This window comes from Plantibacter lichenum, from assembly GCF_050587525.1.
Lineage (GTDB): Bacteria > Actinomycetota > Actinomycetes > Actinomycetales > Microbacteriaceae > Plantibacter.
In genome coordinates, this window is record NZ_JBOBFT010000021.1 from 1 (window position 1) to 23637 (window position 23637).

The window sequence follows — 23637 nt, forward strand, 5'->3', positions numbered from 1 at the left end:
GCTGGATCGAGTCCGAGCAGTTGGCGAACGGCGACGCTCGGGTCTCCGGCGACGCTTGGGTCTCCGGCAACGCTCAGGTCTACGGCAACGCTCGGGTCTCCGGCAACGCTCGGGTCTCCGGCGACGCTTGGGTCTACGGCAACGCTTGGGTCTACGGCGACGCTCGGGTCTCCGGCGACGCTTGGGTCTACGGCGACGCTCGGGTCTCCGGCGACGCTCGGGTCTACGGCAACGCTTGGGTCTACGGCGACGCTTGGGTCTACGGCGACGCTCGGGTCTCCGGCGACGCTCGGGTCTACGGCAACGCTTGGGTCTACGGCGACGCTCGGGTCTCCGGCGACGCTCGGGTCTACGGCAACGCTCGGGTCTACGGCAACGCTCGGGTCGAACGTCACAACCACTTCCTCGTCGTCGGCCCGATCGGTTCCGAGAACGTCACGGCGACCCTGTACCGGACGAAGAACGGGAAGCACGAACTCGTCGTCGGCTGCTGGACGGGAACGCTGGGCACGTTGAGCGCTGAGGTGAAGCGGCGCCGGCAGGACTGGCGTGCTGACGAGGCAACGCAGGAGCGGTGGGTGCTGCAGTACAAGGCGCTCCGTGCACTGGGGAAGGCGACGGTTTCGGGGTGGGAGTCGTGACTGGTCGTTTGGAGTCCGACCCCGCAGACCTCAGACGATGGATGGGAGAAGAGAGACCGTCAGGCATCGTCTACGGGCTTGATGAGGCTGCCTATCACGCACACCCGGCGCTGTCGTCAACGAACGCACGTCGCCTCCTCGACTCGCCTGCACGGTACAAGTACCTGCAGACGCACCCCGAGCCGCCGAAAACGGTGTTCGACGTCGGCACGGCTGCTCACTCCAAGGTCCTGGGGACAGGCGCACCGATCGACATCATCCCCGCGAAGCTTCTGGCGTCCAATGGGGCGATCAGTACGACGGCTGCGAAGGAGTTCATCGCCAAGTCGCGTGCGGCCGGGAGAGTACCGGTGAAGGCTGATGTGGCCGAAGAGGTCAACTCGATGGCCGAAGCCGTCCTCGCCCATCCGTCAGCTCGAGTGCTGCTTGAGCAGGAGGGGCACTCGGAAGTGTCCATGTTCGGGACAGACCCCGACACGGAGCTCGACGTCAGAGCCCGGTTCGACTTCGCCCCGAGTGGCGGGAGAACACCGGTCGCCTGGGATCTGAAATCGGCCCGTGATGCGTCCCCTCGCGGATTCGCGAAGGCCGTTGCGGAACACGGGTATCACATCCAGCGCGGCCACTACATGGACACCAACGAGTTCGCCGGCGGTATTGACCTTGACGGGTTCGCGTTCGTGGTCGTGGAGTCCAAAGCCCCGTACCTCGTGGGCGCCTACCGGCTGAACTCCGACTGGGAAGACATCGGAGTCGCGCAGGCCAGGGAAGCTCGCACCATCCTCCGTCGCTGCCTCGACACGGACACGTGGCCTGGGTACGACGACAACATCCAATCGCTGATCGCCCCGTTCTGGCTGATCGCTGACTATCAGGAGTCGCTCTGATGAATGACATCGCACTGCCCGCAGACGCGGCACGCAAACCCCGACCGGCTGGACCTACACGAGGGCTGAGGAAGCCTACCGGCAAGCCGTCGTGGCCGATCCTGCTCCTCGCAGGACGAGAGAAGGCCGGGAAGTCGTACCAGGCTGCCCTCGCATCGTCCTCTGAGCTCATCGACCGCACGTTCTGGGTCGGGTTCGGGGAGAAGGACCCGGACGAGTACGGCGCCATCCCCGGGTCGCGGTTCGAGATCGCCGAACACAACGGCACCCTCGCGGACCTGAAAGACACGATCCGCTACCTGCTCACCATCGAACGCCAGGACAAGCCCCACATGCTCGTCCTCGACTCCGGAACCCGCATCTGGACGACACTGCGCGACAAGGCCACGTACATCGCCCAACAGCGCGGCAAGAAGGACCGTGAGGGCGAGTTCATCGTCACCATGGACATCTGGAACAAGGTCAACACCGAATGGGTGGAGATCCTGAACCTCGTCCGCCGGTGGAACGGGCCGGTGATCATCACCGCCCGACTCGACACCGTCGCTGTGATCGAGAACGGGAAGCCGACGAACCAGAAGTCGGAGAAGGTCCAGGGCCAGAAGTCGTTGGCGTACGACGTCGACGCGATCGTCGAGATGCCAGAGCGCGGCAAGGCAGAGCTCGTCGGCGCAAGATCGGTGATCTACCAGATCCCATCACGCGTCGCCCTGCCCGACTTCACTGTCGATGGGCTGTGGCGAAAGCTCGGCCTCGCCACCGTGGAGACGGAACAGGCCACCTACGCCGAGCCACCCACTGGCGAAGCGCAGACCGACGGACCGGTGACCGAATGACCACGCACCGCAACGTCGTCGGCATCGACCTCTCGCTCACCTCGACGGGACTGGCGATCTGGGATGGAGAGTCCGTCCGAACCTCGGTGATCAAGTCGAAGACGGATGCCGGCACCGTTGAGAGCTTCCTTGACCGGACGGCTGGCATTGCTTCTGCGATCGAAAACGAAGCTGACCTACATGCGTCGGACCTCATCGTCATCGAGGGCCTGTCGATGCATTCGAAGTCCTCCTCCCTGGACAAGATCTTCGGGAACTGGTGGCTGTGCTTGTCACAGCTTGCCCCACAAGTCGACTCCCCGGTGGTGATCGTCACCCCAAGTCAGCGGGCCATGTACGCCACCGGCAAGGGCAACGCGTCGAAGGACACCGTTCTCCTCGCCGTCGCGCGCCGCTACCCGGATGTCCCGATCAAGGACAACAACGAGGCCGACGCGCTCGTTCTCGCAGCCATGGGCGCCAGGTGGCTCGGTGACCCGCTCGAGGGGTCGCTCCCAGGCGATCATGTCGCCGCGATGAACAAGGTGAGGTGGCCCAAATGAACGACGGCATGACCGGCGTTCTCGTGGAAGTCCGCGGAGACCGCGTCCTGGTGCAGATCCTCGGCAACACACCGGATGGACTCGCCATCAATCCCAGATCGGTGTTCCATGAGCTCGGAACCGTGCGCAAGGTCAACGTGCCCGGCAAGAAGGGATTCGTCTCGGTCTGGCGATGGTCGAGCGAGGGTTACAGCGGTGAGGCCGGCACGAAGGCAAAGGCGATCGAGGCGATGCTCGCCGATGTCGACTATGTCGAGACCCCACTTACCGCGACGATCCCTGACCTGCTCGCCGGCCTCGGCGATGTCCCGTGATCGCCCCGAAGGTCGCCCTATTGTCGAAGGCTGAGCAGGCGCGTCTCTCGAAGGCGGCCTACGACGCCGTCGCCACCCGCTCTGGTGGCGTCTGTGAGGGCTGTGGGCGTCGCCGGGCTACGGAGATGCATCACCGCCGGTACCGGTCTCAGGGTGGCCGTGACGAGGTAACGAACCTGCTGCACCTGTGCGGGCGGGGGAACGCTTCCGGATGCCATGGGATCGCGCACACGGGTCCTGGCCGGGAAGCGGGTTTCTCAGTCCATTCTCTCGCAACACCGGCTGAGGTGCCTGTGAACTATCGGCTCGCTGGTTTGGCGTTGCTGACCGACGACGTCACGGATGAACACCGCGGCGTCAAACGAATCATCCACACACGAAAGGAGCACTGACGAGATGACGGAGAGGAGGAGACATGAGGATCCGGTCTACGAAACCTGAGTTCTGGCGTTCGAAGGATGTGACAAGCATCAAATGGGAAGTCGTCTACGACGGTCCGATGCCGACGCGGCTCAACTCGATCGCTCCGATGCGCTCGGACTGCGAGTACGTGTACCTGCTGTTCAACGAGGCCGACGAGCTGCTGTACGTGGGGCGCTCTTTTCGTCCGGCTGATCGGTTCACGAAACACCGACGAAAGGCGTGGTGGCCCATGGCAACCGGCGCAGTAATTATCCGAGTCGAAGAGGTCCCGCCCTTCCATCGGAAGCCTTGGGATTTCAGTGGCCCGAACACCGCTCGCCTGGAAGCTCTCGCAATCCGCGAGCTCCACCCTTCGGCTAACGTCGCCGCTCCGGCGAGACGGGCGATGGGCTGATGGCGAGGATCAGAACGATCAAGCCGGAGTTCTGGGATTCCCCCGGCACCGCGGCGGCAAGCCTACGCGGACGGCTGTTCTTCATCGCCCTCTGGAACTGGGCGGATGACTGGGGGGTCGGGACAGGAAACCCGAAGCAACTCATCGGGTTCGCTTTCCCGAATGACGACGACGTAACAGCAGCGGATTTTCCGCGCCTACGCACGGAAGTCGCTGACTGCTACGGGGTGGTCTGGTACGACGTCGATTCTCGCCCCTACTACGCCATTCCGTCGTGGGACCAGCACCAGAAGAACGAGCGACGAGCGAACCGCCGAAATCCCACTCCTGATCAGGGCATTATCGCCGACACGGAAACGCGCGGAAGTTCCGTGCATGAGCGCGGAACCTCAGCCCCTGGAACAGAGGAACAGGGGAACAGAGGAACAGGGGAACAGAGGAACAGGGGAACAGACACTCCAGCACCTTCGGCGCTGACGAATGCGTTCGAAACCGCTTGGCCTCATTGGCCGAAGAAGGTCGAGCGGAAACCAGCGCTTGAGAAGTTCAAGGTCGCTGCCCGGAAGTTCCCCGACGTGTCCGAGCTCGTCGCCGTGGTCATCAGATTCGGTGACGCGTACGCCGCGACCACGGAGACACGGTTCGTCCCGGCGCTGGGGGTGTGGCTCAGCAAGGAGCGCTGGACAGACGAACTCCCGCAGCGACAACAGGAGCGCAGCAACCTCGACGGCCACGCCGAGCTCTGGGCGACCTACGCGCAACCGTCACCACAGATGGAGATTGAGCAATGAACGACGAAGAAATGAGAGTCCGAGCCGACATCACGAAGGCGCTCGCGTTCGCCTCCGGTTTCGACCAGCGGAAACCATCACGGGCTGCGGTCGAGGCATGGGCGTGCATCCCCGAGATCGCGGCCGCGTCGTATCAGCAGTTGGAGGCAGTGATCATCGCTCACCATCGGGGCCCGAATCGTCACGAGTACCTGTCGGTTGCGCACATCGTCGATGCGCTACAGGTCGTCGAGCGCAACAGCATGTACGAGATCGAGGCCGACGTCCGCAGCGCGAAGGCTCGTGGCCTCATCGAATCGGATTGGCCTACCCGGCGCCCACTCCCGGATCACACCCAACAGCAGTTGGCGACGATCCGGGAGCGGGAGAACCGGCAAGCGAACGTGCACCTCGAGCTGGACTTTCTCGAACCGAACCCGGTCGATGTCGGCCAGGTGGGGCGGAGGGTCGAGTGATAACCGCATGGGACGCGTTCGTCGCATCGATCGACAAGCGGGTGCTGGAAGCCGAGAGGTTCGGGACGCCGTCGTTGGATGAGCGGCCGGGGTCACGGGCCGACCAGCAGATGCGGGCCGAGCACATGCTCCGGGTCGCCGCACTCAACCGCGCGAACAGTACCCGGCGTCCCACACGTGGCGAGATCGCTGCGGCGATCGCCGAGTCGCGTGGGTACGACCGCAGCACCACGTACAGGCAGTCGCCCGAGGGTCGGGCTGCACTGCGACAGAAACGAAACAACGAACACAGGAGAGCAGCATGAGCAAGGCAACAGTGAACATCGAAGGCTTCGTCGCATCCGATCCGGAGATCCGTGACGGTGGCGGCAAGCAGGTCGTCACCGTGGATGTGCCGCACACGCCGAGGAAGAAGAACGAGCGCGGCGAATGGGTCGACGCCGGGCAGACGGTGTGGTTCCAGGCGGCGTTCTGGGAAGAGCTCGCCCCGGTCGTCGCAGCGACGGTGCGGAAGGGCACGCTCGTCCGCATCGAGGGCATGCCGGAGCTGAACGTGTACCAGAAGCAGCCCGGGGAAACGGCCGCGTCCATCCGCCTCAAGGGCGCGACGTTGTCCGTGGTCGCACGAGCACCCAAATCGCCCCAGACTGGCGCACAAGGCCAGCCAGCACAGGAACCGTGGGCACAGACAGCACCCGCAAGCACCGATTCGTGGGCTGGGGGTGGGAACGATGCCGAAACTCCCTTCTAGCCCGCTCTCGGCGGCAGCGGCCAGCGTCAACCACGTCGCATACCCGTACACCGCAGGCATGTTGTCCGCCATCAGGTACCGGGCCGAGATTGATCACGAATCGATGCAGCTGGCCGCGATCCTCATGAACGGTCAACTCAAAACCGCCTTCGAGGAAGTGGAACGTCGCGAGGGAATCTTCCAACAGATCCGTGTCACCTCGGCATCCAACCACGAGCATCCAAGGCTCGCCGCCATCCGATCGGTCAAGAACGACGCGATCGCCGGGAGGTTCTCATGAACCACCGCATCCACGGTCCTGTGAACACGGGACCCGTCACCCCCGAAACCCAGGCACGCGAACCCGAAGAACACCGCTGCGGTGTCTGCTTCGGACCCTACGGGCGCTCAGCGATCCCGTGCAGGAACGACCCCAAGAACAGGAGAACGACATGAAGCGACTCATCAGCAAGCTTTCGACCCGCCGGTGCAACGGATGCACCGATACCTCCCCGCACAACGCGCACCTGACCTGGATCGGTCGGATGCGCTACACCCTTCGATTCCCGGGGCGGTGACGATATGACCGCCAAGACCTACCGCAAGAAGCCCGTCGAAATCCAAGCCGTGCGGTTCGAGAAACCGTACAAGGACGTGCAGGAGTTCTGCCCTGGCATCCGGTTCATCCGGCGGGGCATGCAGGGGACCAAAGTGAGTCACGCGCTCATCGAAACCCTCGAAGGGACCATGACTGCCGAACTCGGCGACTGGATCATCCGCGGCGTGCATGGCGAGTTCTACCCGTGCAAGCCGGACATCTTCGCTGCAACGTACGAAGAGGTGGCGACATGACCGACCACGCAGTCGCTGAACGCTTCCGTGCAGCACTCCGACTCCTGTCACCCGACGACATCACCCCAACCGGGCGACGGGTCCTCGAATCCATCGCCGCGCACCCGTCCGGCGAGACGTTCGCGGTCGACGCTGCGGGGTTCCTGTGGACGTTGCGGTCGCAGTACCCGATGACGGACCGGAAGCCGCGGGACGTGTTCCCGCGGGCCTGCCAGGTCTGCGACGAGTACGCGGTCGGCGCCGAGTGGGGTGACGGTGACGCCGCCGACGTGGTCGTGTCGTGCGAGCACTGCGGCGACGTCCTCCCATCGGCATCGTTCCGGCAGATCGTGCAGTCGCTCGGGCATGTGCACCGGTGGCAGTCCACGGGGGAGAAGGTCACCGGTCGCATGCTGTTCCGGTGTGAGTGTGACCTGCAAGGCATCGAGGGACGCCCAGGGATCGATCGTCACGCCGTCGTAGTCCTCGAAGCACCCGATACCACCCCGGAGACTTCTACGGCCTCCCATGAAGCTCCTGTCGAAGCACGACCGAGGGTGGCGTACCAGCCGCCACGGTTGCCGCGCATCGAACCAGAGGAACCCGTGATCGTGTGCTCGTCGTGTTGGATCACCCCCTGCATCTGCGGAGGTGCATCGTGAGCATCGACGAACGCAGGATGCTTACCGTCGCCGGCGTTCCTGTAGCCGAAATCGAACCGACGCTCGTCGCGGTCCGGCGCAGCGCCCGCGTCGCCTGCGTTTCACCAGACGACCTTCTGAACACGGTCGCAAGGGTGGTCGCGGCGGGACGTCTCACGATGGAAGTCCTCAACATGCTTCACTACGACACAGCCCTCACAGTGTGGGACCTCGCCCGCTATTTCGACGTCTCGACGGACGCCGTTCAGGAGGCTGTGCGCCAAGGCGACGTTGACGCCGAGATGGCCCTGGCAGCCATGTTCCAAGCTGCCGAAGAACGCGACACCGAGAGGAGCGACCTGTGATGCCCGGCGAGCGGCGCCTGATGACTTCGGAGGAGGTCGACCAGGTGATCGCCCTGTCGAAGGACCCCGCCTACATCGAAGGACTGGAAGCCGAGGGCCGTCAGGATCGAATGGTCGAGGTCGACAACCCCATGCGGCGCGAGGTTCGCTATCGACGCGGCACCGAGCCGAGCGCATGCGGTGAGAGCGCGTGAGCCTCCGCGACTGGGGCATCCTCGCCCGTCACGAACTGTCGTCCGCGATCGAACGGCCGACAGACGACCGCCACCTCCGCACCGACCCGGCATGTGCCGAGCACCGGCCGCCGCGCCGGGGTTCTCGCCTCGACCGGGCAAGCCGCGGCATCAGCTGCACCCCGTGCATGGTCGCAGCAGCATTCGGAGATCACACCTGCCAGGTGTTCCCGATCCGACCGACGACACCGACAGGAGAAGCATCGTGACCGACCCCACACCCACAGAACTGATCGCCGAAGCGCGAGCCAAAGCCGTGCGCGTACCCGGCGTAGTGACCATTCAGGAGGCTCTTGCCGACGCTCTCGAAGCTCAGCTTGCCGAGACCGCCCGCCTGCAAGCCGTGATCGACGCGGCGCGAGCTTGGGCAACGGATGCGGCCGGTGAGTACCTCGACCACGCAGAGGCACGCGAACTCAAGGGGATCCTTGCCTCTGCTGGTTCCTCGTCTGCCCTGGAAGCCGTGAAAGCGGACACGGAGTTCGAGTACGCAGTCAAATCCGCTGGCTTCATCTACCCGTCATTCGATCTCGGGCACGCAGAACGATTCGTTGCCTTTGGAGAAGGGCGGGAAATCTTGCGCCGTACGCCGGCAGGGCCGTGGGTCCCTATCGAGACGGAAGGAGAGACCCGTGGATGACGCGAACGTCCCGACAACAGAACAGATCCGCGACTACGTGGAGGCTGGCATGGCTGTTGCCCGCCCCTGGGAGGAACCGACCCCCGAACGTGACAACGCGCGTGCGGCCGCTTTCGACGCCTGGCTCGCCGCTCACGACCGTGAGGTGGAAGCGAAAGCGAGCTTTGGTGCTCATTTGGAGCAACAGGAGTTCTACGCCCGCGTGGCCGAGTTCGCCCTGAGCAACGGTCAACCGGTCGCCAAGGCCATCAGGGGGCCAGCGTTCTACCTCCCACCGTCGATCATCGCTGAAATCCGCGCGGACCTGGATGCCCGGTTCCGCCCCACCCCGGCGACAGCCCCAGAACCAACCGAGACGAACGGAGGCACTCGTGCCTGAGATGACTGAACGACAGGCGAACGCGTGGCCCGGTGTCCTGGCTGAGATCCAGCGCGACGTCGACACGAGCACGGTGTCGGACGATCTCTCCGACTGGCAGTGGACGGTCGTCTGGGAAGACGAATCCCGGCCCGGCCGAGGGAACGCGATGCGTGCCATGTGGTGCGACGGCGAGTACGTCGCGAGCGTCACGATGGACGTGTACGGCGGCCCTGGTGTCGGTGTCGCGCAGACCGACTGGCTGCACAACTCCTCCGACGAGGAGTGCGAATGCGAGCACTGTGTGGCCGAGCGCGACGACGAACCGGAACCGACAGATTCGGAGGCCGATCGTGGCTGAGGAGTTGCAGCACGTCGTGTTCACGCCGAGCGCACGCGTCCACCTAGTTCGATGCGAGTCGTGCGAGTTCGGCTACCACTTCGACGAGGTCACGAAGCACTCGTGGGCAGGAGTCGAGGACGTCGAGTGGGCGAAAGCTCACGGCAAGCCTGATCCCAGTGAGCAGAGATGCGCTTGCTGGTGCGCCGGGCCGCTCCCGAAATCGACAGACTCAGAGCAGGCAGGAGCGGACTCGTGAGCGGCTACACGAAGATGCGTCGAGCTCTTGCCTCGTCGGTGCTATCGCGACCTCGCGGGCTCTGGGAGCGGCTGACGTTCCCGATGCTGCGTGAGGCGTTCAAGCAGGGATTCGAGCAGGGGTACGCGACGGGGCACATCGACGGTCAGCACGCCGGCGAAGCGACAGGAGCGGGCTCGTGAAGGCGATTGAGACAGTCCGCTTCACCACACGGCACGCCTGGTGCGAGACGTGCATGCGGCTCGTCGGGAAACCGCGCGTGACCGTCAGAGAAGCGCGCGCTGACCTGCGCGCACATCGGAAGGCCGGGCACCCTGCACCGCGTCCCGGAGAAACCGTTCCAGCTCGCGCCGGCCGGTACACGGTCGTCCCGCCCACCACATCTACCGAAGAGGAGACCAACCATGCCTGAGGCGCACCCCCAGCCGAAACCGCACTGGGCGGCTGTGGTCGTCGGCGGCAGCGTGTACGCGTCGGGGTACTGCTGGTGCGACGGTACCGGCATCCACCGCATCGGGCTGCCGCCCGCACCCACCCCTGTTCCGACTACCAACGAAGGAGAGACCGATGGCTGAACGCGGATGGGACGGCCGACGGTGCCAGCTATGCGGACGGTTTGCGAACCGCTTCTACGTATCTCATGAGGACGACGGCTCGACGACCTACGCCGACGAGCGCTGCCTGACTCCGTTTGAACGGACAATCTACGACCTGCCTACCCCGACCCCCGAGACCACCAGGAGGAGACCATGACCACCGAAGAATCGTTCGGTTCGCTGGTAAACCGGCTCACCGAAACCCACAAGGTCACCGTCGAACGAGACGACGGCACAACCGACTACCCCGAAACCGATGGTCTCCTGCAACGCTTGCGGGAGGCCATTACTTCTGGGATGACCGGTGGCGCCGGCGGATCGTCGTTCGGATCCAAACCGCCTTTGGAGGCGACCGCCGCCGACCTGTACGCCGACATCGACCGACAGGCGGCGGAAGCACTCGCTGCCGTCACGGGGAGACCCACCGGTCTCGCCCATGCTGAGGAGAACATCCAAGACTGGTACCAGCGGGTGACCGAAGACAAACGCGTCGTTGTCACCAGCCGAACCACCGACATCAACGGGAAGGTGTACTCGCAGTACGAAGAACACACCGCGGCGTCACTTGTCGCCAGGTGGGTGCAACGTGTCGAGGAGTACTTCGTGCCGCCTCGGGTGAAGGAGATCAACGCGCCGTGCCCTGACTGCGGCGTTCGGTACATCCAGCGGAAGAAGGACGGCGAAGACATCCACGTCGCCGCTTTCAACATCCACTACAAGGCCGACAACGCAACCGTCGATGAAGCGCGCTGCTCAGCGTGTGGTGCGACATGGTGGCCGGGGTCGTTCATTGATGTCCTCGCGCCGCTCCTCGGGGCAAAGCCACTACCTGAGCTGAAAGGATGAGCACATGACAGAGAACCTGAAACCACACGACGAGATCATAACGATCAGCATGCCCGTGTGGGCGTTCCAAGGAATCATGAACGGAATCCAGAAGTGGACCGGCGACCACTGGGACGCACACGAGATCACCGAACCCATCAAGTTCGACACAGTGCCCGCATCCTGGCGCATCGAGGTCGAAGACGGTCAGAGGCGCCTGATTCTGGCGACAGACGACACGCCGTGACCTAGAGCTTGTTAACTCAACGCATCTGTGGCAAAATAGTGCCCAAGCCGGTAGAGCTCTGCCCACAACCGGCTGATCACTTCGACAAGGCCCTCACTTCGGTGGGGGCCTTTCGTCGTTAAGTCGCCGCGGCCCAGCATCAGCGCCACCACCCACAGGAGAAGACGAGCTGGTATGCCCCTCGGAGCCAACAGGCCAGTGAGGACGGAACCAGCCCAGTCAGTCAAACGACACACGCTGTCATGCAGGGCCGCGACAAAACCTACCGCCGGGCCGAATAGGTCAAGCCCAGCCGACCCACGATCCGTCCGAGTCGTGGTCGTTATGGAAGCCGAGAGCGTGCACGCTCAACGCATCGGGCCATATGCCCCTAGCTCAACTGGCAGAGCAGCGGTCTCCAAAACCGCAGGTTGCAGGTTCGAATCCTGCGGGGTATGCAAGTGCTGATCCGGACCAGATGTCCGGGGTAGGTGCTTCCCCGCGACCCCCGGGTCGTTTACTGCACTGGTGGGTGACGCGGATGTGCGTCTGTGTCGATCACGACACACCCGGTTATCCGACTCAAGCCGCATGACGCGTCACCCACCAGTGCACACGCTACAGAACAGCTGTACGTTCCCTTCGCTCGAAGAGAAGGCCACATCATGCCACTGGTTCCGATCAACGATGAAGATGACGCCCTCCTCGGGTGGAGCTGGGACTGCCTCGAATGTGGCGAACCAGGCAGAGGGATAGTCACGCGTGACCAAGCAGCTGACCAGCTCGCTTCCCACTGGGCATCCGACGACTGCTTCCCCCTCGTGTGACCATGTACACCCCTGGTGACTGGCTCATCTACCACCACCCCAAAGACACCCACATCATCCCCGACCAAGACCTCATCGAACACCAACCCGACAGTGATTGCATCTGCGGACCAACACACCGGTCCAACACGACCACCGGGGAACTCAGATGGGTAGTCGAACACCACAGCCTCGACGGACGGGAACAGTGATGAGCGAACGAACCATGACCCCAGACGCCAGCCGGCAGATCACCGAGCTCGCGCGCGCCACGCTGAACGGTAGCGTCCAACTCGCGGCACGCCTGGTCTTCGCCCGCTTCTTCGCCGTGTTGGCTCTCACCGCTCTCACGGTGAACACGTGGGGAACCTTCTGGGCAGGCATCTATCTGGTGCTGGCCATCAGTTGGACGATCGATCTGGCCCTCGGCATCAGTGACTACAACAAGCTCATGGCCGCACGCGATGCCTTCCAGACCGAAGTGGACAAGCTCACCAAGGCCAGGTATGTCTGACGCCGTCCACGTCATCCCGACCAACGACCTCCTCGCTCATGACGACATCGGTGACGACTGCCTCTGCGGTCCACGTACCGAACCTGTCCAACGCGACGACGGCTCGTACGGCTGGGTCATCGTGCACCACTCCCTCGACGGGAGAGAAGCCGAGTGACCTCGCGTGTCATCCGCATATCGAGCAGGGCAACCGGGCGCCGACGAACAGTTCCCGTCCACGTGTACGACACGCTCGATGAGATGCGCGCAGCCAGTGAGGCGTACAACCGCGAACCCGTTCCCCACGCTCTCGGCATCTGCCAAGCCCGGAACGACGACAACGGCAACCCGGCAGGCGTCCTCATTCGCATCAGCGCCGAGTACCTCGGCACCGCGATGATCGCCCACGAACTCCACCACGCAGCATCCACCATCTACCGGATGGACTGCGTCACAGACGGCGACCTCGCGACCGACCACCTCACCCACCACAACGAGCAGGCAGCGCACCTCCACAGCGACCTACTCGAACGCCTCATGACAAGGCTCTACGCACTCGGCTACTACGAGGAGTGACCATGGCTGATCCTCGTGACATCGCTCCTGGCGGACTGGTCACCACCGCGGCGACCACGCGCCTCGTTGAGACCGACCCTTACCCGGAAGCGATCATCCCGATCCAACCACTGAGCAACCCGGAGGCATGACATGGCCCGCATCGAACCAGCAGAAGCCACCGTTACGGTGATCCCCACAGGACAGGGATCAGACCGTGTTCTCGCCCGCAACATCGTCGTCGACCGACGCAACGGCAAGCACTCGATCACCATCGACGGTCAAGAGTTCCCGTGGCACATCGCCGAAGACAGCATCGAGACCCACTCGGGCCTGGACGATGTCGCCAGGGTCACGGTCACCATCCTCGCCGAGAACCTTCGTGTCCGTGCCTGACCTCACGCCCATCGGGTACGACGGGTACGGTGCACCGATCTACGCACACCAAACAACCCCCGGGGGCCAACCAAACCCCCAGGGGGGCTAGCAACAACCCCCACCCCCTCGACTCAACCCCAGGGGCACCCCCGCACCAACCCGCCACACCCCACACGGAGGCTCACGCCATGCCATGGGAGAACAACAGACCAACACACGTACCCACACCGGTACGCCGAGCCTGCCTCGAACGAGACGGCAACCGGTGCACAGTCACGATGCAAGACGGCACACGCTGCCCCGAAACCACCAACCTCGAAGCCGCCCACATCGGACGCTGGCAACTTGGCGAAAACACAACAGCAAGCGACGTCATCACCAAGTGTCACTGGCACCACAACCGCGAGACCATGCAACAAGCCGCCGCAGCACGCGCACAGGGGGCACGAGGCCGACCATCAGCGTTCCGCAAGCGCGAGGGTCACCCAGGACTGAAATGAGCATCATGCACATGCCACCTCGTCTCAAAGGGGTAGGCGTCCCACCCCCTCCCTGGGTGCCCCAGCAAGCGCTATAAGGTGCTGTGGTTCCCGCTGGCTACGGGTCTGGGGATTTTGCCTCTCGCTGGCCCGAGGCTGTTCGACTGAGCAATGGCGGTTCGTTCTCCGGTCATCGAGTGCCCCGAAGTGCCCGACGCCTCAGATTGGCGCGTGCCGAGAAAACCGGTACAGCTACAGGGGCAGGAGGTCGCCGTGCTGGTAGACGTTTCCAGTGACAGTGATGTAGCGGCCGGTGCTGTAGCGCTCGACATGCAGCCCGCCTTCGATTCCTCGGGTCCCCGGCACTTCCTCGCTGGTGCCCCAGATGTGGAGCCCGTCACCACTGGGCGAGATTTCGATGAAGTGTTTCGGGTAGCTCTCGAGGAAGCGTGCGGCCTGCTCGGTTGGGCTGCCGTCGATGAGGCAGTGGTCAAGGTCGATGCATCCGATGCCGTCGCCAAGGACGAATCCGAGTCCGACGCCGGCGCGTGACTTCACCGCTTCGGCGTAGCTCGACCAGGTCGCCGGGTTTGTCGAACTGGCGTTGTGACCGCTGATTCGCAGCGGCGTCTTGTCGGGAGCTCGGCGCACCCATCGATCGCGGCGGATCAGTGCTTGCGGGATCGATGTGGACGCTTTCCGGCGCCGGTCGTAGTTCCGGCATTTGTCGGAGCAGTACCGCGCTTGGGCGTTCTTCCGAACGATCGACTTCCCGCAGTATCCGCACTCACGCATCGCGGGTGTGGGTTACAACCATCGGCTGATACTTCGTGGTCAGTGAAACGTCGGCTGACCCATCTTCGCGGTGGTGGACGAGCACTCCAACCTCATCGGTCGAGGTGATCATCAACTCGCACGCTCGTTCGATGAGTGCGGTCAGCTTGGCCGATTCGGCATTCACGACTTCATTCAGTTCCATGACTCAAGTGTACCGGTTTTTACCGCGTAATCACAGGGATTCCGGCCGACATGGGCGGTTCTCTTCACCCGACATGGGGAGGTAACCATGGCAGGAATGGGCCCACCTCCGAAGGACCCGGCGAAGCGTGCACGAAGCAACAAGGACGTCGTCCAGCTTCGCGTCCTCCCCGCTCTTGCGGCGCCGAAGCCGGAACTTCCCGACTTCACGATCCAAGTCAAGATCGATGGCGATCTCGTGACTCAGGAATTCGCTTGGCCGGTCACGACTCGGGAGTGGTGGGACCAGCTCGACAACCACCCGCTGCAGTCCGAGTTCACCGACATGGACTGGTCGTACTTGCTCGACACTGCGCGACTGCACGCAGCGTTCTGGCAGGGGAATCTGTCGCTTGCTGGCGAGCTGCGGCTCCGGGAAGCGAAGTACGGCTTCACGCCCGAGGACCGCGCTCGTCTCCGGATCCAGTTCGCGCAAGCAACTGACGCCGAGGTGACCACTGCAGGCAAGGTCGAGCAGTCGTCTCGTGACCGCAACAGTGGGATCAAGAGGGTTCAGTAATGCCTTGGGTTCCGCAGTATGAGGGCGATTTCCCGACCCTTGGATGGACTGTTGCCGACCAGATGGCCGCGTACCTCGGCCGACCTGACGCTGGTGACGATGACGTGTTCAACCCGTTCATCCTCACGGCCGAGCAGCAGGACTTCCTGAACGAGATCTACCGGCTCGACCCGTTCACTGGCAAGCGCGTCATCCACCGTTCCTCCTTGATTCGTCCCCGAGGATGGGGCAAGAGCCCGTACGTCGGCGCGATCATGATCGCCGAGGCGATCTTCGACGTTGTGCCCGACGGGTGGGACGCAAACGGTCAGCCTGTCGGTAAGCCATGGTCGAAGGTCCGCACCCCGTACGTGGCGATCGCTGCCGTGACGGAAGAGCAGACCAGGAACACGTGGGAGCCGCTGCTCGAGATGCTTCGGCAGGGTTCGGCGCCGGATGAGTTCGAGCTCGAGCCGATGGATTCTTTCGTGGCGTTGCGGCGCGGTCGCATCCAGCCGATCACGGCGTCTCCGAACTCGATCAAGGGATTCAAGGCTGTGGCTGCGTCGTTGGACCAGACGGAAACGTGGGTCCGCGGCAACCACGGCGTGAAGCTCGCCCAGACGTTGCGGAACAACGCGACCAAGCTCGGCGGGATCACGATCGAGACACCGAACGCATACACGCTTGGTGAACGCTCGGTCGCTGAGTCGTCGCACGAGTTCTGGGACCAGATCCAGTCAGGCCGATACAAGAATCTCGACGACGTGAAGTCGATTCACTTCGACCACCGGCCGGCGCCGCCGAAGACACAGATCGACGACACCGAGTCGCTGGTTCGCGGTCTGCGGATTGCGTACGGCGATTCGTCTGGTCACGCTGACGGTTGCTTGATCCATGAGCCGCCGTGTGAGCCCGGATGGGTGGATGTCCACCGCATCGCCCTCGACTTCCTCGACACGTCGAATGACCCGTCGGTGATGCGCGCCGACTTCCTGAACCAGATCGACGTCGCCCGCGATGCGTTCGTTTCCGAACCGGAGATGCGTGCGATCCGGAAGCTCGGTGTGGAGATCAGCTCGACCGAACCGGTCACGCTGGGATTCGACGGTTCCGAGGGGCGCAAGCGCGGCATCGCTGACTCGACGGTCCTCGTCGGGTACTCGGTGACGCAGAAACACCTGTTCAAGATCGGCCTGTGGGAGCAACCCGAAGGGCCGAAGGGCGACGGGTGGCGTCCACCGAAGCTCGAGATCGAAGACTCGGTTCGGAAGGCGTTCAAGGACTACAACGTCGTTGGGTTCTACGCTGACCCGTCCGCTGGCTGGGCAGGTGAGGTCAAGGGCTGGGAGGCCGAGTACCACAAGCGCCTCAAGGTGAAGATGTCGGTGAATGAGCCGATCCGGTGGATGCAGAAGAACATCAGCCGCACCTGCGAGGTGTTCGATCAGCTGTACTCGTCCATCTCTTCATCCGAGGTCAGCTACGACGGCGACCCGGCGATGACTCGTCACTTCCTCAACGCTCGTCGCGATCCGCGGCGTGCTGGATATGTCCTCAAGAAGCCTGACGATGATCAGGACTTCTCCAAGATCGACCTCACGTGGGCGGCGATGTTCGCCTTCGCGTGCGGCATCGATGCACTCGGCAAGGGCGTCACCCAATCGGCTCCACGTCGGTCGGTGATCCGCCGGCTGAAAACCAACCGTTAGGGGGCCAACTTGGCTATCAATGTCAAGGACCCGAAGTCTCCGGGCGCGTGGTTGGTGAAGGCGTTCGCGAAGCGTGAAGCGCGGATGCCGCGGCTTGAGAAGTTGGCCGCGTGGCAGGCGGGAAATCCGCCGGCGCCCACCGCTGTCGAGACCGCTCGAAAAGCATTCCAGGCGTTCGAGGAAGAGGCGGTGACGAACTTCGCGGAGCTCATCACTGGCTCTCTCCGGGAGCGCATGTCGGTCCGGGAGATCCGCACAGCGCAGTCCGAAGAAGACCTCGACGACATCGCGTGGAAGCACTGGCTCGACAACAACATGGACGTCGAACTGTCGTCCATCGTGGAGACGATGCTCGCCCTCGGCGACGCGTACGCGATCGTCGGCAAGGACTCGGACACCGACGAGATCACGGTCACTGCTGAGGACCCGAGGGACGTTGTCACGTTCCACGATCCGGCTCGTCAGTCGAAGATCCGCGCGGCCGTGAAGTTCCTCCGCGATTCGGATGCTGGACGCGACTACGCCGTGCTGATGCTCCCTGGGTCCGTGAAGGACAAGATCAACGCCCGCCGGTTCGTCGCATACGCCGACATCTCCGGCGAAGGCGCCGCAGGGTTCGACGCTGAGTCATGGGCGTGGGACAACGATCAGGGTGGGGCAGAGGGCGAAGAGCTCAACCATCATCTCGTTCCCGTCGTCCGGTTCCGCAACCGGAACGGGCTCGGCGAGTTCGAACCACACCTCAAGATCCTGCGCCGCATCAACCGGTCAGTGTTCCAGCTGACGGTCATCGTCATGTACCAGGCGTACAAGCAGCGCGCCGTCATCCTCGACGAGGGAGAGGACGACGAGGTTCGCGTTCAGGACTCGTTCCAGAACGAGATCGGCCTCGAAGGCCTCGATGACGTCCTCACTTCCGACCCAGGCTCTTGGTTCCTGCTCCCTCGCGGGGCGAAGATCTGGGAATCGACCCAGACCGACGTGCAGGGCATCCTGTCGGCGATCAAGGATGACGTGATGCGGCTCGCCGCTGTCACCCGCCGGCCAATGGCGATCTTCGCCCCGGACAATCAAGCTGCTGAGGGTGCGAAGTTCACCCGTGAGGGTCTGACGTTCGCGGTCGAGGACAAGATCACCCGCGCCACTCAAGGTCTGGTCGACCTGTATCACCTCATCTTCCTCACAGACGGTGACGTTGAGCGGGCTGACCGGTCGAAGATCATCGTCGGGTGGAAACCCACGGAACGGTTCTCGCTGACAGACATGGCTTCAGCTACGTCTCAGGTCGCAGGGACGATGCCGAAGCGGACGATCTATCGCCGTGTGTGGCAGATGACGCCGCAGGAGATCCTGCAGGTCGAATCGGAAGCCGCTGACGAGGCGCTTCTGATGGAGGAGGTCACTCCGGATGGCAACTCGGCTTGATCTCTCCTACGACGCGCAGGTCTTGGCTGTGCGGAGGCGCGTGTTGGCGTACTCCGCACGGCTGTGGGGCTCGCTCCCGGCTTTTCGTGACGCCGACGCTGAACGACTCATCGCCAAGCTCGTCCCGCGCGTAGAGGCCGGACAGAAGCGCATTGCCGAGCTGACTGACGCGTACCTCACGCGGGTCGCTCAGGTCGAGCTCGGCGTGAACGTGCGTCGAGGTGCTGTCACATCCGTGACCACACAGGACCTTCGGGGGATCGCTCCCGAAGAGGTCTACCGGCGCCCACTCGTCACCACCTACACGTCACTGTCCACAGGCAACTCACTGACGGACGCAGTCGCCTCCGGTGCCGCACGGCTCGAAGACATCGTGTCGACCGGCCTACAGCTCGCAAAGACTCACTCGGCGCAAGGCCAGATGCGACGCACTTCCGGCATTGCCGGGTACGCCCGTGTCCTCACCGGACGCGAGAACTGCGCCCTGTGTGTCATCGCATCGACGCAGCGGTACCACCGTGGCGACCTGATGCCGATTCACCCGGCGTGCGACTGCGGCATCAAGCAGTTCAAGGGCAACCCGCAGGTCCAGGTCATCAAACCGGAACTGCTCGAGCAGACGCACCAGATCATCGACGCCCGTCTCGGCGGCAGCGACCGCAGCGCGCGTGACCTGGGCATCGGGAAGACGTCGAGCAGCGGTCAGCCGCTCAGCGACTTCACGGACCTGATCATCGCCCGCGAGCACGGCGAGATCGGACCGGTCCTCACATGGCGGTCGGACAAGTTCACGTCCGCAGCCGACATCGAAGCGCTCGCTTCCTAACGACTTCCGCACACCAGTGCGGGGCCCCGACATGGGGAACACCAACCCGACATGGGAGAAACACATGTTCACACGAGGTGGAATCCTCATCCGCAACCCGCGTCTTCGTTTCGTCGAGGAGCCATCCGAACTGGGTGGATCCGGCGGGCAGGTAGAGCCGGCGTTCCCCGCAGAAACCCCCGTCACGGAGATGACTGCTGAGCAGCAGGCAGCGTACTGGAAGCACCAGTCGCGCAAGCACGAGGCGCGGAACCGGCAGTACGGCGACATCACTCCCGAGAAGCTGACACAGCTTCAGCAGGAGGCAGAGGATCTGCGCAAGCAGAACCAGACGGACGCCGAACGAGCTGTCGAGGAAGCCAAGGAAGCCGGTCGCGCTGAAGTGCGCGCTGTGCTCGCTGCAGAGCGAGTGAAGACGGCTCTCGATCGGGCGCTCGAAGGACGTGTTCCGAACACGTCCGCGCTCCTCGACCTCGACCGCAACCAGTTCATCAACGGCGACACCGCGAACACCGAAGCCATCACGGCATGGGTGGCAGCGAACTCGTCGGAGACGGCTGAACCGCAGAAGCGATTTCCCGACCTGTTCCAGGGTCAGCGTGAACGTGTGGACAAATCCGACCGGGAGACCGGCAAAGCCGAAGCGCAGAAGCGTTTCGGAACCACCACCTGAAAGGAATGACGATGAGTTCACTGAACGTTCGTCGCACCACTCTCCAGGCTGAGAACCGGTCGTGGCTGCGAGGCCCGCACGGTACCGAGCCCGGATCCAACCCCAACGCGACGCTCCTCGTGTCGCTGTTCACCGCAGGCTCGCACTACCCCAACGGGTACATCCCCTCCGGGATTGTCCTCGGCAAGGTCACCGCGTCCGGCGTCTACGGCCCCTACGACGCGGCCGCTACCGATGGTCGCCAGACCGCGGTCGGCTTCCTCTTCGGATCGCAGACGATCGACGGCGCTGACCGTGTCGCCTCCGGGATCCTCATCCACGGTTTCGTCAACGCGACGAAGCTCCCCATCCAGACCGGTACAGGTTCGCTCGATGCTGCGGCACGGACGTCTCTCGCCGGCAAGATCTACTTCGACTAAGGGGCTATCAGATGGCTATTCTCTTCGACGCCCCGGTACGCCCGGGCGAACTCACATGGTTCACCCGCGAGGTCCCCGTCAGCGGTGAAAACTCGCTCCTGACCGAGGCCCCCGCCAAGAACCTGCAGTCGAACACGGTGAACTTCGCCGAGATCGTGAAGCGCAACCGCACCGCGCGCTACCGCTCGTTCGACGGCCGCGTTCACGTCTCCGAACGTGACTCCGGTTCGACGGCGAACGTGGGACTCATCCCACTGTCGACGTCGAGCAACATGGGCGAGTACGAGCGCCTGCAGCTCGAGTTCGCGAAGACCCAGGGCACCAACACCCTGGCACTCGCCAACTCGATCTACGACGACGCAACCCAGCTGACCCGCGAGGTCCAGGCCCGACTCGAGCAGGCGTGGGGTGACGTCCTCACCGACGGCAAGCTCACCGTGAACGAGAACGGTCTCGTCGGCTTCGAGGCTGACTTCGGCGTCCCGGCGGACCACATCGTCACGGCCAGCACCCCATGGTCGAACACCACGACGGCTACCGCGCTGACGGACTACATCCTCTGGGCGGACAAGTACCGCACCACGAACGGTGTCGCCGCCGGTCTCGCCAAGACGTCGCAGAAGATCATTCGCCTGTTCCTCCGCAACGCCGAGGTCATCGCCGCCGTCTACGGTGCCGCTGCCGGTCGCACGACGGCGAAGCTCACCGACGTCAACGACTACCTCCTCGGTGAAGGCCTCCCGGTCCTCGGCGAGGCGTACGACACCCAGGTCGACGTGGACGGGACGCTCACGCGCACCATCCCCGACAACCGCATCGTGTTCCGTCCCACGAACTTCGCGGACCTCGGCTACACGGCATGGGGTGTCAGCGCCACCGCGCTTGAGCTCGTCAATTCGGCCCAGGTCGATCTGTCGTTCGAGCAGGCCGCTGGCATCGTCGGCGTCGTCGTGAAGAGCGAAGGCGTCCCGTTCCGCCAGTTCACCTACGTGGACGCGGTCGCGATCCCCATCCTGTCCGACGCCAAGCGACTCCTCGTCGCAACGGTCTGACCTGTCTGGCGGGGAGACTTCGGTCCCCCCGCCAGTCATGAAGGAGCATCAGCATGGCAGCACAACTGAACACCTACGTCGCTCTCCTTGACGACGAGATGAACAGCCACTACTTCGGCCCCGGGGACAACATCCCCAAGTGGGCTCGCAAGCGCATCCAGAATCCGGATGTGTGGGTCGACATCGATGAGGGCGACGAGCCCTCGGAAGACGAGTCCGTCGAGGTCGAGGCGGAACCGGAAACCGAAGCGATCGATGAGGGCGACGAGCCCGCTTTGGTCATCCCCCCGAAGGCTGGGCCCGGTTCGTCCGCGAAGGCATGGGCAGAATACGCCCTGGCGCTCGGCTTCGAAACCGACGGCGACGCCAAGGCATCCGAGATCCGCGAAGCGCTGGCTGAGGCCGGCCACCCCGTCGAGTAGGAGCGCTCATGTCGTGGTTTGAACCGTTCGCCACAACGGAAGATGTTGAGGCCTTGTGGAAGCCACTGACGGTCGACGAAACCACGAACGTGGAGGCTTGGATCAACCAGGCCTCCACGTCCCTCCGGGTCATAGCCCGCAACCTCTCCGTCGACATCGACGCTCTCGTAAAGGCTGACCCACTCGCCGCCGAGGTGGCGAAGAACGCGGTCGTGAACGCCGTCAAACGCGTCCTCATGAACCCGGAAGGCTACCGCCAGAAGGCCACCACCACGGGGCCGTTCAGCGACTCAGGGACACTCGACACAGCTATCTCGACCGGCGCCATCTACATCGCCGACAGCGACATCGTTGGCCTGTTCCCCAAACGGAAACACCTGATGCGCTCATTCACGATCAAACCGGGGATGCGCGGATGAGCCTCACCGTCACGAGGGTCCGCATCACCGAAACCGGCGAGCTTGACCGGTACGGGAAGCCGATCCTCACCAAGACGCCCACAACGCACACAGCGTTCGCATTCGCCCCCACAGTCGCGGCCGAGATCAACGAGGTCGAGCAGGACATCTCCACAGATGGGGGCAGCCTCTACTTCCGCGCACCGAACCTCATCGACGTTCGCGCCGATGACCAGTTCATCGTGCGGGGGGTCACTTACAACGTCGAAGGACCTGACGTGTACTGGGAGCACCCGGACAACACGCCGAAGGGCAATGTCGTCATCCTGACCAGGGCGGAGGCCACTCATGGCTAAGAACGGCGTCAAGGTCAAGATCAACAAGTTTCAGTGGGGCCTGCAGGTGATGGCCGGACCAGAAATGCGTTCCTTCCTCGGTGGTCTCGGTAGCCAGGTCGCGTCCAAGCTCCCCGGCGGCGATGTCACGGTGACTTCGTCGAAGACGAAGATGTCCGGTGGTCGACGCGCTCGCGCGATCGTCACATCCGACATTCCCCTGTCCGTCGAGGCAGAGAAGGGCATTGCTCTCGCGGCACTGAAGTCCGTTGTCGCGTCCGCCCACGTGCAGAAGTGGTACACGACCAAGAGCGGCAAGACAAGGCGAGCAACCGACGCTCAGATCGCAAACTGGACGCGGGGCCGTCCATGACCGGCGTCGTCTACTCGAGTCTCGCAACGCTCATCATTCCGAAGTTGCGGTCCTGGCTGAACGCGCGACCGGAGACGTACGCGCATGGTGTCTGGGTGGCGAACAAGCTCGTCCCGAACAAGCCCCGCATCATCACGGTCGTGCGCGGTCCCAGCACGGGTGCGTTCGACACACTCGATTCAGCGTCACTTCGGGTCAACATCCGTGACCCAGACGAAGCCAGCGCCGAAGACCTCACAGACCTGACCCGAGCCTTTTTCGAGTCCACGTCCGGCGCCATCGACGGCAACCCGATCACCTGGGCGAAAGTCACTGCTGGTCCGCTCGAGATCGAGAACGCGACGAACACGCATCAGTGGTACTTCGTTGTCGACGCGATCCGTCGTGGGTCTCCACTTACCTGAGCATCCAACTCACCTCAACCTAAGCGCTCCCATACGGGGCGCTT

The 23637-nt window shown here is 63.6% G+C and carries 41 protein-coding genes and 1 tRNA gene; 40 read left to right on the plus strand and 2 right to left on the minus strand.

The genetic code is table 11. The annotated features are described in order from the left end of the window. From ACQ3HB_RS19990 to ACQ3HB_RS20125, 28 genes are all read left to right on the plus strand, one after another. A partial coding sequence (locus tag ACQ3HB_RS19990) for a hypothetical protein (protein ID WP_430922570.1) occupies positions 1 to 641 on the plus strand: 641 nt, incomplete at its 5' end. Positions 642 to 682: 41 nt separating this feature from the next. Further along, positions 683 to 1528: a PD-(D/E)XK nuclease-like domain-containing protein gene (locus ACQ3HB_RS19995; protein ID WP_430922572.1), complete on the plus strand. Its 846-nt coding sequence runs from the start codon at positions 683 to 685 to the stop codon at positions 1526 to 1528. Next, positions 1528 to 2364 (plus strand): AAA family ATPase, encoded by an 837-nt coding sequence (locus ACQ3HB_RS20000; protein WP_430922574.1) that lies wholly within the window; start codon positions 1528 to 1530, stop codon positions 2362 to 2364. The genes ACQ3HB_RS19995 and ACQ3HB_RS20000 overlap by 1 nt, the downstream gene beginning before the upstream one ends. Then, positions 2361 to 2906, plus strand: coding sequence for a hypothetical protein (locus ACQ3HB_RS20005; RefSeq protein WP_430922576.1), 546 nt, complete (start codon positions 2361 to 2363; stop codon positions 2904 to 2906). Before ACQ3HB_RS20000 ends, ACQ3HB_RS20005 begins: the two co-directional genes overlap by 4 nt. A gap of 8 nt (positions 2907 to 2914) precedes the next feature. Then, on the plus strand, positions 2915 to 3220 hold the full coding sequence (locus tag ACQ3HB_RS20010; RefSeq protein ID WP_430922578.1) for a hypothetical protein: 306 nt from the start codon (positions 2915 to 2917) through the stop codon (positions 3218 to 3220). Then, on the plus strand, positions 3217 to 3612 hold the full coding sequence (locus tag ACQ3HB_RS20015; protein ID WP_430922579.1) for an HNH endonuclease: 396 nt from the start codon (positions 3217 to 3219) through the stop codon (positions 3610 to 3612). The genes ACQ3HB_RS20010 and ACQ3HB_RS20015 overlap by 4 nt, the downstream gene beginning before the upstream one ends. 23 nt (positions 3613 to 3635) lie before the next feature. Next, entirely contained in the window at positions 3636 to 4037 is a 402-nt protein-coding gene (locus ACQ3HB_RS20020) for a GIY-YIG nuclease family protein (protein ID WP_430922581.1), read from the plus strand. Continuing rightward, positions 4037 to 4828 (plus strand): hypothetical protein, encoded by a 792-nt coding sequence (locus ACQ3HB_RS20025; protein ID WP_430922583.1) that lies wholly within the window; start codon positions 4037 to 4039, stop codon positions 4826 to 4828. Before ACQ3HB_RS20020 ends, ACQ3HB_RS20025 begins: the two co-directional genes overlap by 1 nt. Beyond that, the gene (locus ACQ3HB_RS20030) at positions 4825 to 5283 is read left to right on the plus strand and encodes a hypothetical protein (RefSeq protein WP_430922584.1); all 459 of its coding nucleotides are present in this window, start codon (positions 4825 to 4827) and stop codon (positions 5281 to 5283) included. Before ACQ3HB_RS20025 ends, ACQ3HB_RS20030 begins: the two co-directional genes overlap by 4 nt. Positions 5284 to 5584: 301 nt before the next feature. Beyond that, entirely contained in the window at positions 5585 to 6034 is a 450-nt protein-coding gene (locus ACQ3HB_RS20035) for a single-stranded DNA-binding protein (protein ID WP_430922585.1), read from the plus strand. A 58-nt stretch (positions 6035 to 6092) separates the two neighbouring features. Continuing rightward, positions 6093 to 6314 carry a hypothetical protein gene (locus ACQ3HB_RS20040; protein WP_430922587.1) on the plus strand — a complete coding sequence of 74 codons (222 nt, stop codon included), beginning with the start codon at positions 6093 to 6095 and terminating at the stop codon, positions 6312 to 6314. Positions 6315 to 6595: 281 nt separating this feature from the next. Beyond that, a complete protein-coding gene (locus tag ACQ3HB_RS20045; RefSeq protein WP_430922588.1) occupies positions 6596 to 6865 on the plus strand; it encodes a hypothetical protein in 270 nt (89 codons plus the stop codon). Next, complete coding sequence (locus ACQ3HB_RS20050) at positions 6862 to 7506, plus strand: hypothetical protein (protein ID WP_430922590.1); 645 nt, start codon at positions 6862 to 6864, stop codon at positions 7504 to 7506. Before ACQ3HB_RS20045 ends, ACQ3HB_RS20050 begins: the two co-directional genes overlap by 4 nt. Continuing rightward, the gene (locus tag ACQ3HB_RS20055) at positions 7503 to 7850 is read left to right on the plus strand and encodes a hypothetical protein (protein ID WP_430922592.1); all 348 of its coding nucleotides are present in this window, start codon (positions 7503 to 7505) and stop codon (positions 7848 to 7850) included. Before ACQ3HB_RS20050 ends, ACQ3HB_RS20055 begins: the two co-directional genes overlap by 4 nt. Then, positions 7850 to 8044, plus strand: a complete 195-nt coding sequence (locus tag ACQ3HB_RS20060; protein ID WP_430922594.1) for a hypothetical protein — start codon at positions 7850 to 7852, stop codon at positions 8042 to 8044. The genes ACQ3HB_RS20055 and ACQ3HB_RS20060 overlap by 1 nt, the downstream gene beginning before the upstream one ends. 244 nt (positions 8045 to 8288) lie before the next feature. Continuing rightward, positions 8289 to 8723 carry a hypothetical protein gene (locus ACQ3HB_RS20065; protein WP_430922595.1) on the plus strand — a complete coding sequence of 145 codons (435 nt, stop codon included), beginning with the start codon at positions 8289 to 8291 and terminating at the stop codon, positions 8721 to 8723. After that, positions 8716 to 9102, plus strand: a complete 387-nt coding sequence (locus ACQ3HB_RS20070; protein WP_430922597.1) for a hypothetical protein — start codon at positions 8716 to 8718, stop codon at positions 9100 to 9102. The genes ACQ3HB_RS20065 and ACQ3HB_RS20070 overlap by 8 nt, the downstream gene beginning before the upstream one ends. Further along, positions 9095 to 9442, plus strand: coding sequence for a hypothetical protein (locus ACQ3HB_RS20075; protein WP_430922599.1), 348 nt, complete (start codon positions 9095 to 9097; stop codon positions 9440 to 9442). The genes ACQ3HB_RS20070 and ACQ3HB_RS20075 overlap by 8 nt, the downstream gene beginning before the upstream one ends. A 234-nt stretch (positions 9443 to 9676) precedes the next feature. Further along, positions 9677 to 9862 (plus strand): hypothetical protein, encoded by a 186-nt coding sequence (locus ACQ3HB_RS20080; protein ID WP_430922601.1) that lies wholly within the window; start codon positions 9677 to 9679, stop codon positions 9860 to 9862. 222 nt (positions 9863 to 10084) lie between these two features. After that, positions 10085 to 10255 (plus strand): hypothetical protein, encoded by a 171-nt coding sequence (locus tag ACQ3HB_RS20085; protein ID WP_430922602.1) that lies wholly within the window; start codon positions 10085 to 10087, stop codon positions 10253 to 10255. A gap of 174 nt (positions 10256 to 10429) precedes the next feature. After that, on the plus strand, positions 10430 to 11122 hold the full coding sequence (locus ACQ3HB_RS20090) for a DUF7341 domain-containing protein (protein ID WP_430922604.1): 693 nt from the start codon (positions 10430 to 10432) through the stop codon (positions 11120 to 11122). Positions 11123 to 11126: 4 nt separating this feature from the next. Further along, on the plus strand, positions 11127 to 11348 hold the full coding sequence (locus ACQ3HB_RS20095) for a hypothetical protein (RefSeq protein WP_430922606.1): 222 nt from the start codon (positions 11127 to 11129) through the stop codon (positions 11346 to 11348). A 364-nt stretch (positions 11349 to 11712) separates the two neighbouring features. Beyond that, positions 11713 to 11785: transfer RNA gene (locus ACQ3HB_RS20100), tRNA-Trp, on the plus strand. A gap of 559 nt (positions 11786 to 12344) precedes the next feature. Continuing rightward, positions 12345 to 12647, plus strand: a complete 303-nt coding sequence (locus ACQ3HB_RS20105; protein WP_430922608.1) for a hypothetical protein — start codon at positions 12345 to 12347, stop codon at positions 12645 to 12647. Continuing rightward, entirely contained in the window at positions 12640 to 12804 is a 165-nt protein-coding gene (locus tag ACQ3HB_RS20110; protein WP_430922609.1) for a hypothetical protein, read from the plus strand. Before ACQ3HB_RS20105 ends, ACQ3HB_RS20110 begins: the two co-directional genes overlap by 8 nt. Positions 12805 to 12887: 83 nt before the next feature. Then, complete coding sequence (locus tag ACQ3HB_RS20115; protein WP_430922611.1) at positions 12888 to 13202, plus strand: hypothetical protein; 315 nt, start codon at positions 12888 to 12890, stop codon at positions 13200 to 13202. A gap of 2 nt (positions 13203 to 13204) precedes the next feature. Continuing rightward, entirely contained in the window at positions 13205 to 13333 is a 129-nt protein-coding gene (locus tag ACQ3HB_RS20120) for a hypothetical protein (RefSeq protein WP_430922612.1), read from the plus strand. A gap of 1 nt (position 13334) precedes the next feature. After that, positions 13335 to 13577: a hypothetical protein gene (locus ACQ3HB_RS20125; protein WP_430922614.1), complete on the plus strand. Its 243-nt coding sequence runs from the start codon at positions 13335 to 13337 to the stop codon at positions 13575 to 13577. 713 nt (positions 13578 to 14290) lie between these two features. Here ACQ3HB_RS20125 and ACQ3HB_RS20130 read toward each other — a convergent pair. Both ACQ3HB_RS20130 and ACQ3HB_RS20135 read right to left on the minus strand, forming a co-directional pair. Next, a complete protein-coding gene (locus ACQ3HB_RS20130) occupies positions 14291 to 14689 on the minus strand; it encodes a hypothetical protein (protein ID WP_430922616.1) in 399 nt (132 codons plus the stop codon). A gap of 136 nt (positions 14690 to 14825) precedes the next feature. Then, on the minus strand, positions 14826 to 15017 hold the full coding sequence (locus ACQ3HB_RS20135; RefSeq protein WP_430922617.1) for a hypothetical protein: 192 nt from the start codon (positions 15015 to 15017) through the stop codon (positions 14826 to 14828). Positions 15018 to 15104: 87 nt separating this feature from the next. Between ACQ3HB_RS20135 and ACQ3HB_RS20140 the strand changes: the two genes are divergently transcribed. From ACQ3HB_RS20140 to ACQ3HB_RS20195, 12 genes are all read left to right on the plus strand, one after another. Next, positions 15105 to 15575 carry a phage terminase small subunit gene (locus ACQ3HB_RS20140; RefSeq protein ID WP_430922618.1) on the plus strand — a complete coding sequence of 157 codons (471 nt, stop codon included), beginning with the start codon at positions 15105 to 15107 and terminating at the stop codon, positions 15573 to 15575. After that, positions 15575 to 17266 carry a hypothetical protein gene (locus ACQ3HB_RS20145; protein ID WP_430922620.1) on the plus strand — a complete coding sequence of 564 codons (1692 nt, stop codon included), beginning with the start codon at positions 15575 to 15577 and terminating at the stop codon, positions 17264 to 17266. Before ACQ3HB_RS20140 ends, ACQ3HB_RS20145 begins: the two co-directional genes overlap by 1 nt. A 9-nt stretch (positions 17267 to 17275) precedes the next feature. Then, complete coding sequence (locus tag ACQ3HB_RS20150; protein ID WP_430922622.1) at positions 17276 to 18691, plus strand: phage portal protein; 1416 nt, start codon at positions 17276 to 17278, stop codon at positions 18689 to 18691. Further along, entirely contained in the window at positions 18675 to 19517 is an 843-nt protein-coding gene (locus ACQ3HB_RS20155) for a hypothetical protein (RefSeq protein ID WP_430922624.1), read from the plus strand. The genes ACQ3HB_RS20150 and ACQ3HB_RS20155 overlap by 17 nt, the downstream gene beginning before the upstream one ends. Positions 19518 to 19581: 64 nt before the next feature. Beyond that, positions 19582 to 20190: a hypothetical protein gene (locus ACQ3HB_RS20160; RefSeq protein ID WP_430922626.1), complete on the plus strand. Its 609-nt coding sequence runs from the start codon at positions 19582 to 19584 to the stop codon at positions 20188 to 20190. An 11-nt stretch (positions 20191 to 20201) separates the two neighbouring features. Beyond that, positions 20202 to 20609 carry a head decoration protein gene (locus tag ACQ3HB_RS20165; protein WP_430922628.1) on the plus strand — a complete coding sequence of 136 codons (408 nt, stop codon included), beginning with the start codon at positions 20202 to 20204 and terminating at the stop codon, positions 20607 to 20609. 11 nt (positions 20610 to 20620) lie between these two features. Continuing rightward, positions 20621 to 21661 carry a major capsid protein gene (locus tag ACQ3HB_RS20170; protein WP_430922630.1) on the plus strand — a complete coding sequence of 347 codons (1041 nt, stop codon included), beginning with the start codon at positions 20621 to 20623 and terminating at the stop codon, positions 21659 to 21661. A 53-nt stretch (positions 21662 to 21714) separates the two neighbouring features. Then, entirely contained in the window at positions 21715 to 22083 is a 369-nt protein-coding gene (locus tag ACQ3HB_RS20175) for a hypothetical protein (RefSeq protein WP_430922631.1), read from the plus strand. 8 nt (positions 22084 to 22091) lie between these two features. Then, entirely contained in the window at positions 22092 to 22502 is a 411-nt protein-coding gene (locus ACQ3HB_RS20180; protein WP_430922633.1) for a Gp19/Gp15/Gp42 family protein, read from the plus strand. Beyond that, positions 22499 to 22837, plus strand: a complete 339-nt coding sequence (locus ACQ3HB_RS20185; protein ID WP_430922634.1) for a hypothetical protein — start codon at positions 22499 to 22501, stop codon at positions 22835 to 22837. Before ACQ3HB_RS20180 ends, ACQ3HB_RS20185 begins: the two co-directional genes overlap by 4 nt. After that, positions 22830 to 23189, plus strand: coding sequence for a hypothetical protein (locus tag ACQ3HB_RS20190; protein ID WP_430922635.1), 360 nt, complete (start codon positions 22830 to 22832; stop codon positions 23187 to 23189). The genes ACQ3HB_RS20185 and ACQ3HB_RS20190 overlap by 8 nt, the downstream gene beginning before the upstream one ends. Next, a complete protein-coding gene (locus ACQ3HB_RS20195; protein ID WP_430922636.1) occupies positions 23186 to 23593 on the plus strand; it encodes a hypothetical protein in 408 nt (135 codons plus the stop codon). The genes ACQ3HB_RS20190 and ACQ3HB_RS20195 overlap by 4 nt, the downstream gene beginning before the upstream one ends. Positions 23594 to 23637: the final 44 nt, after the last annotated feature.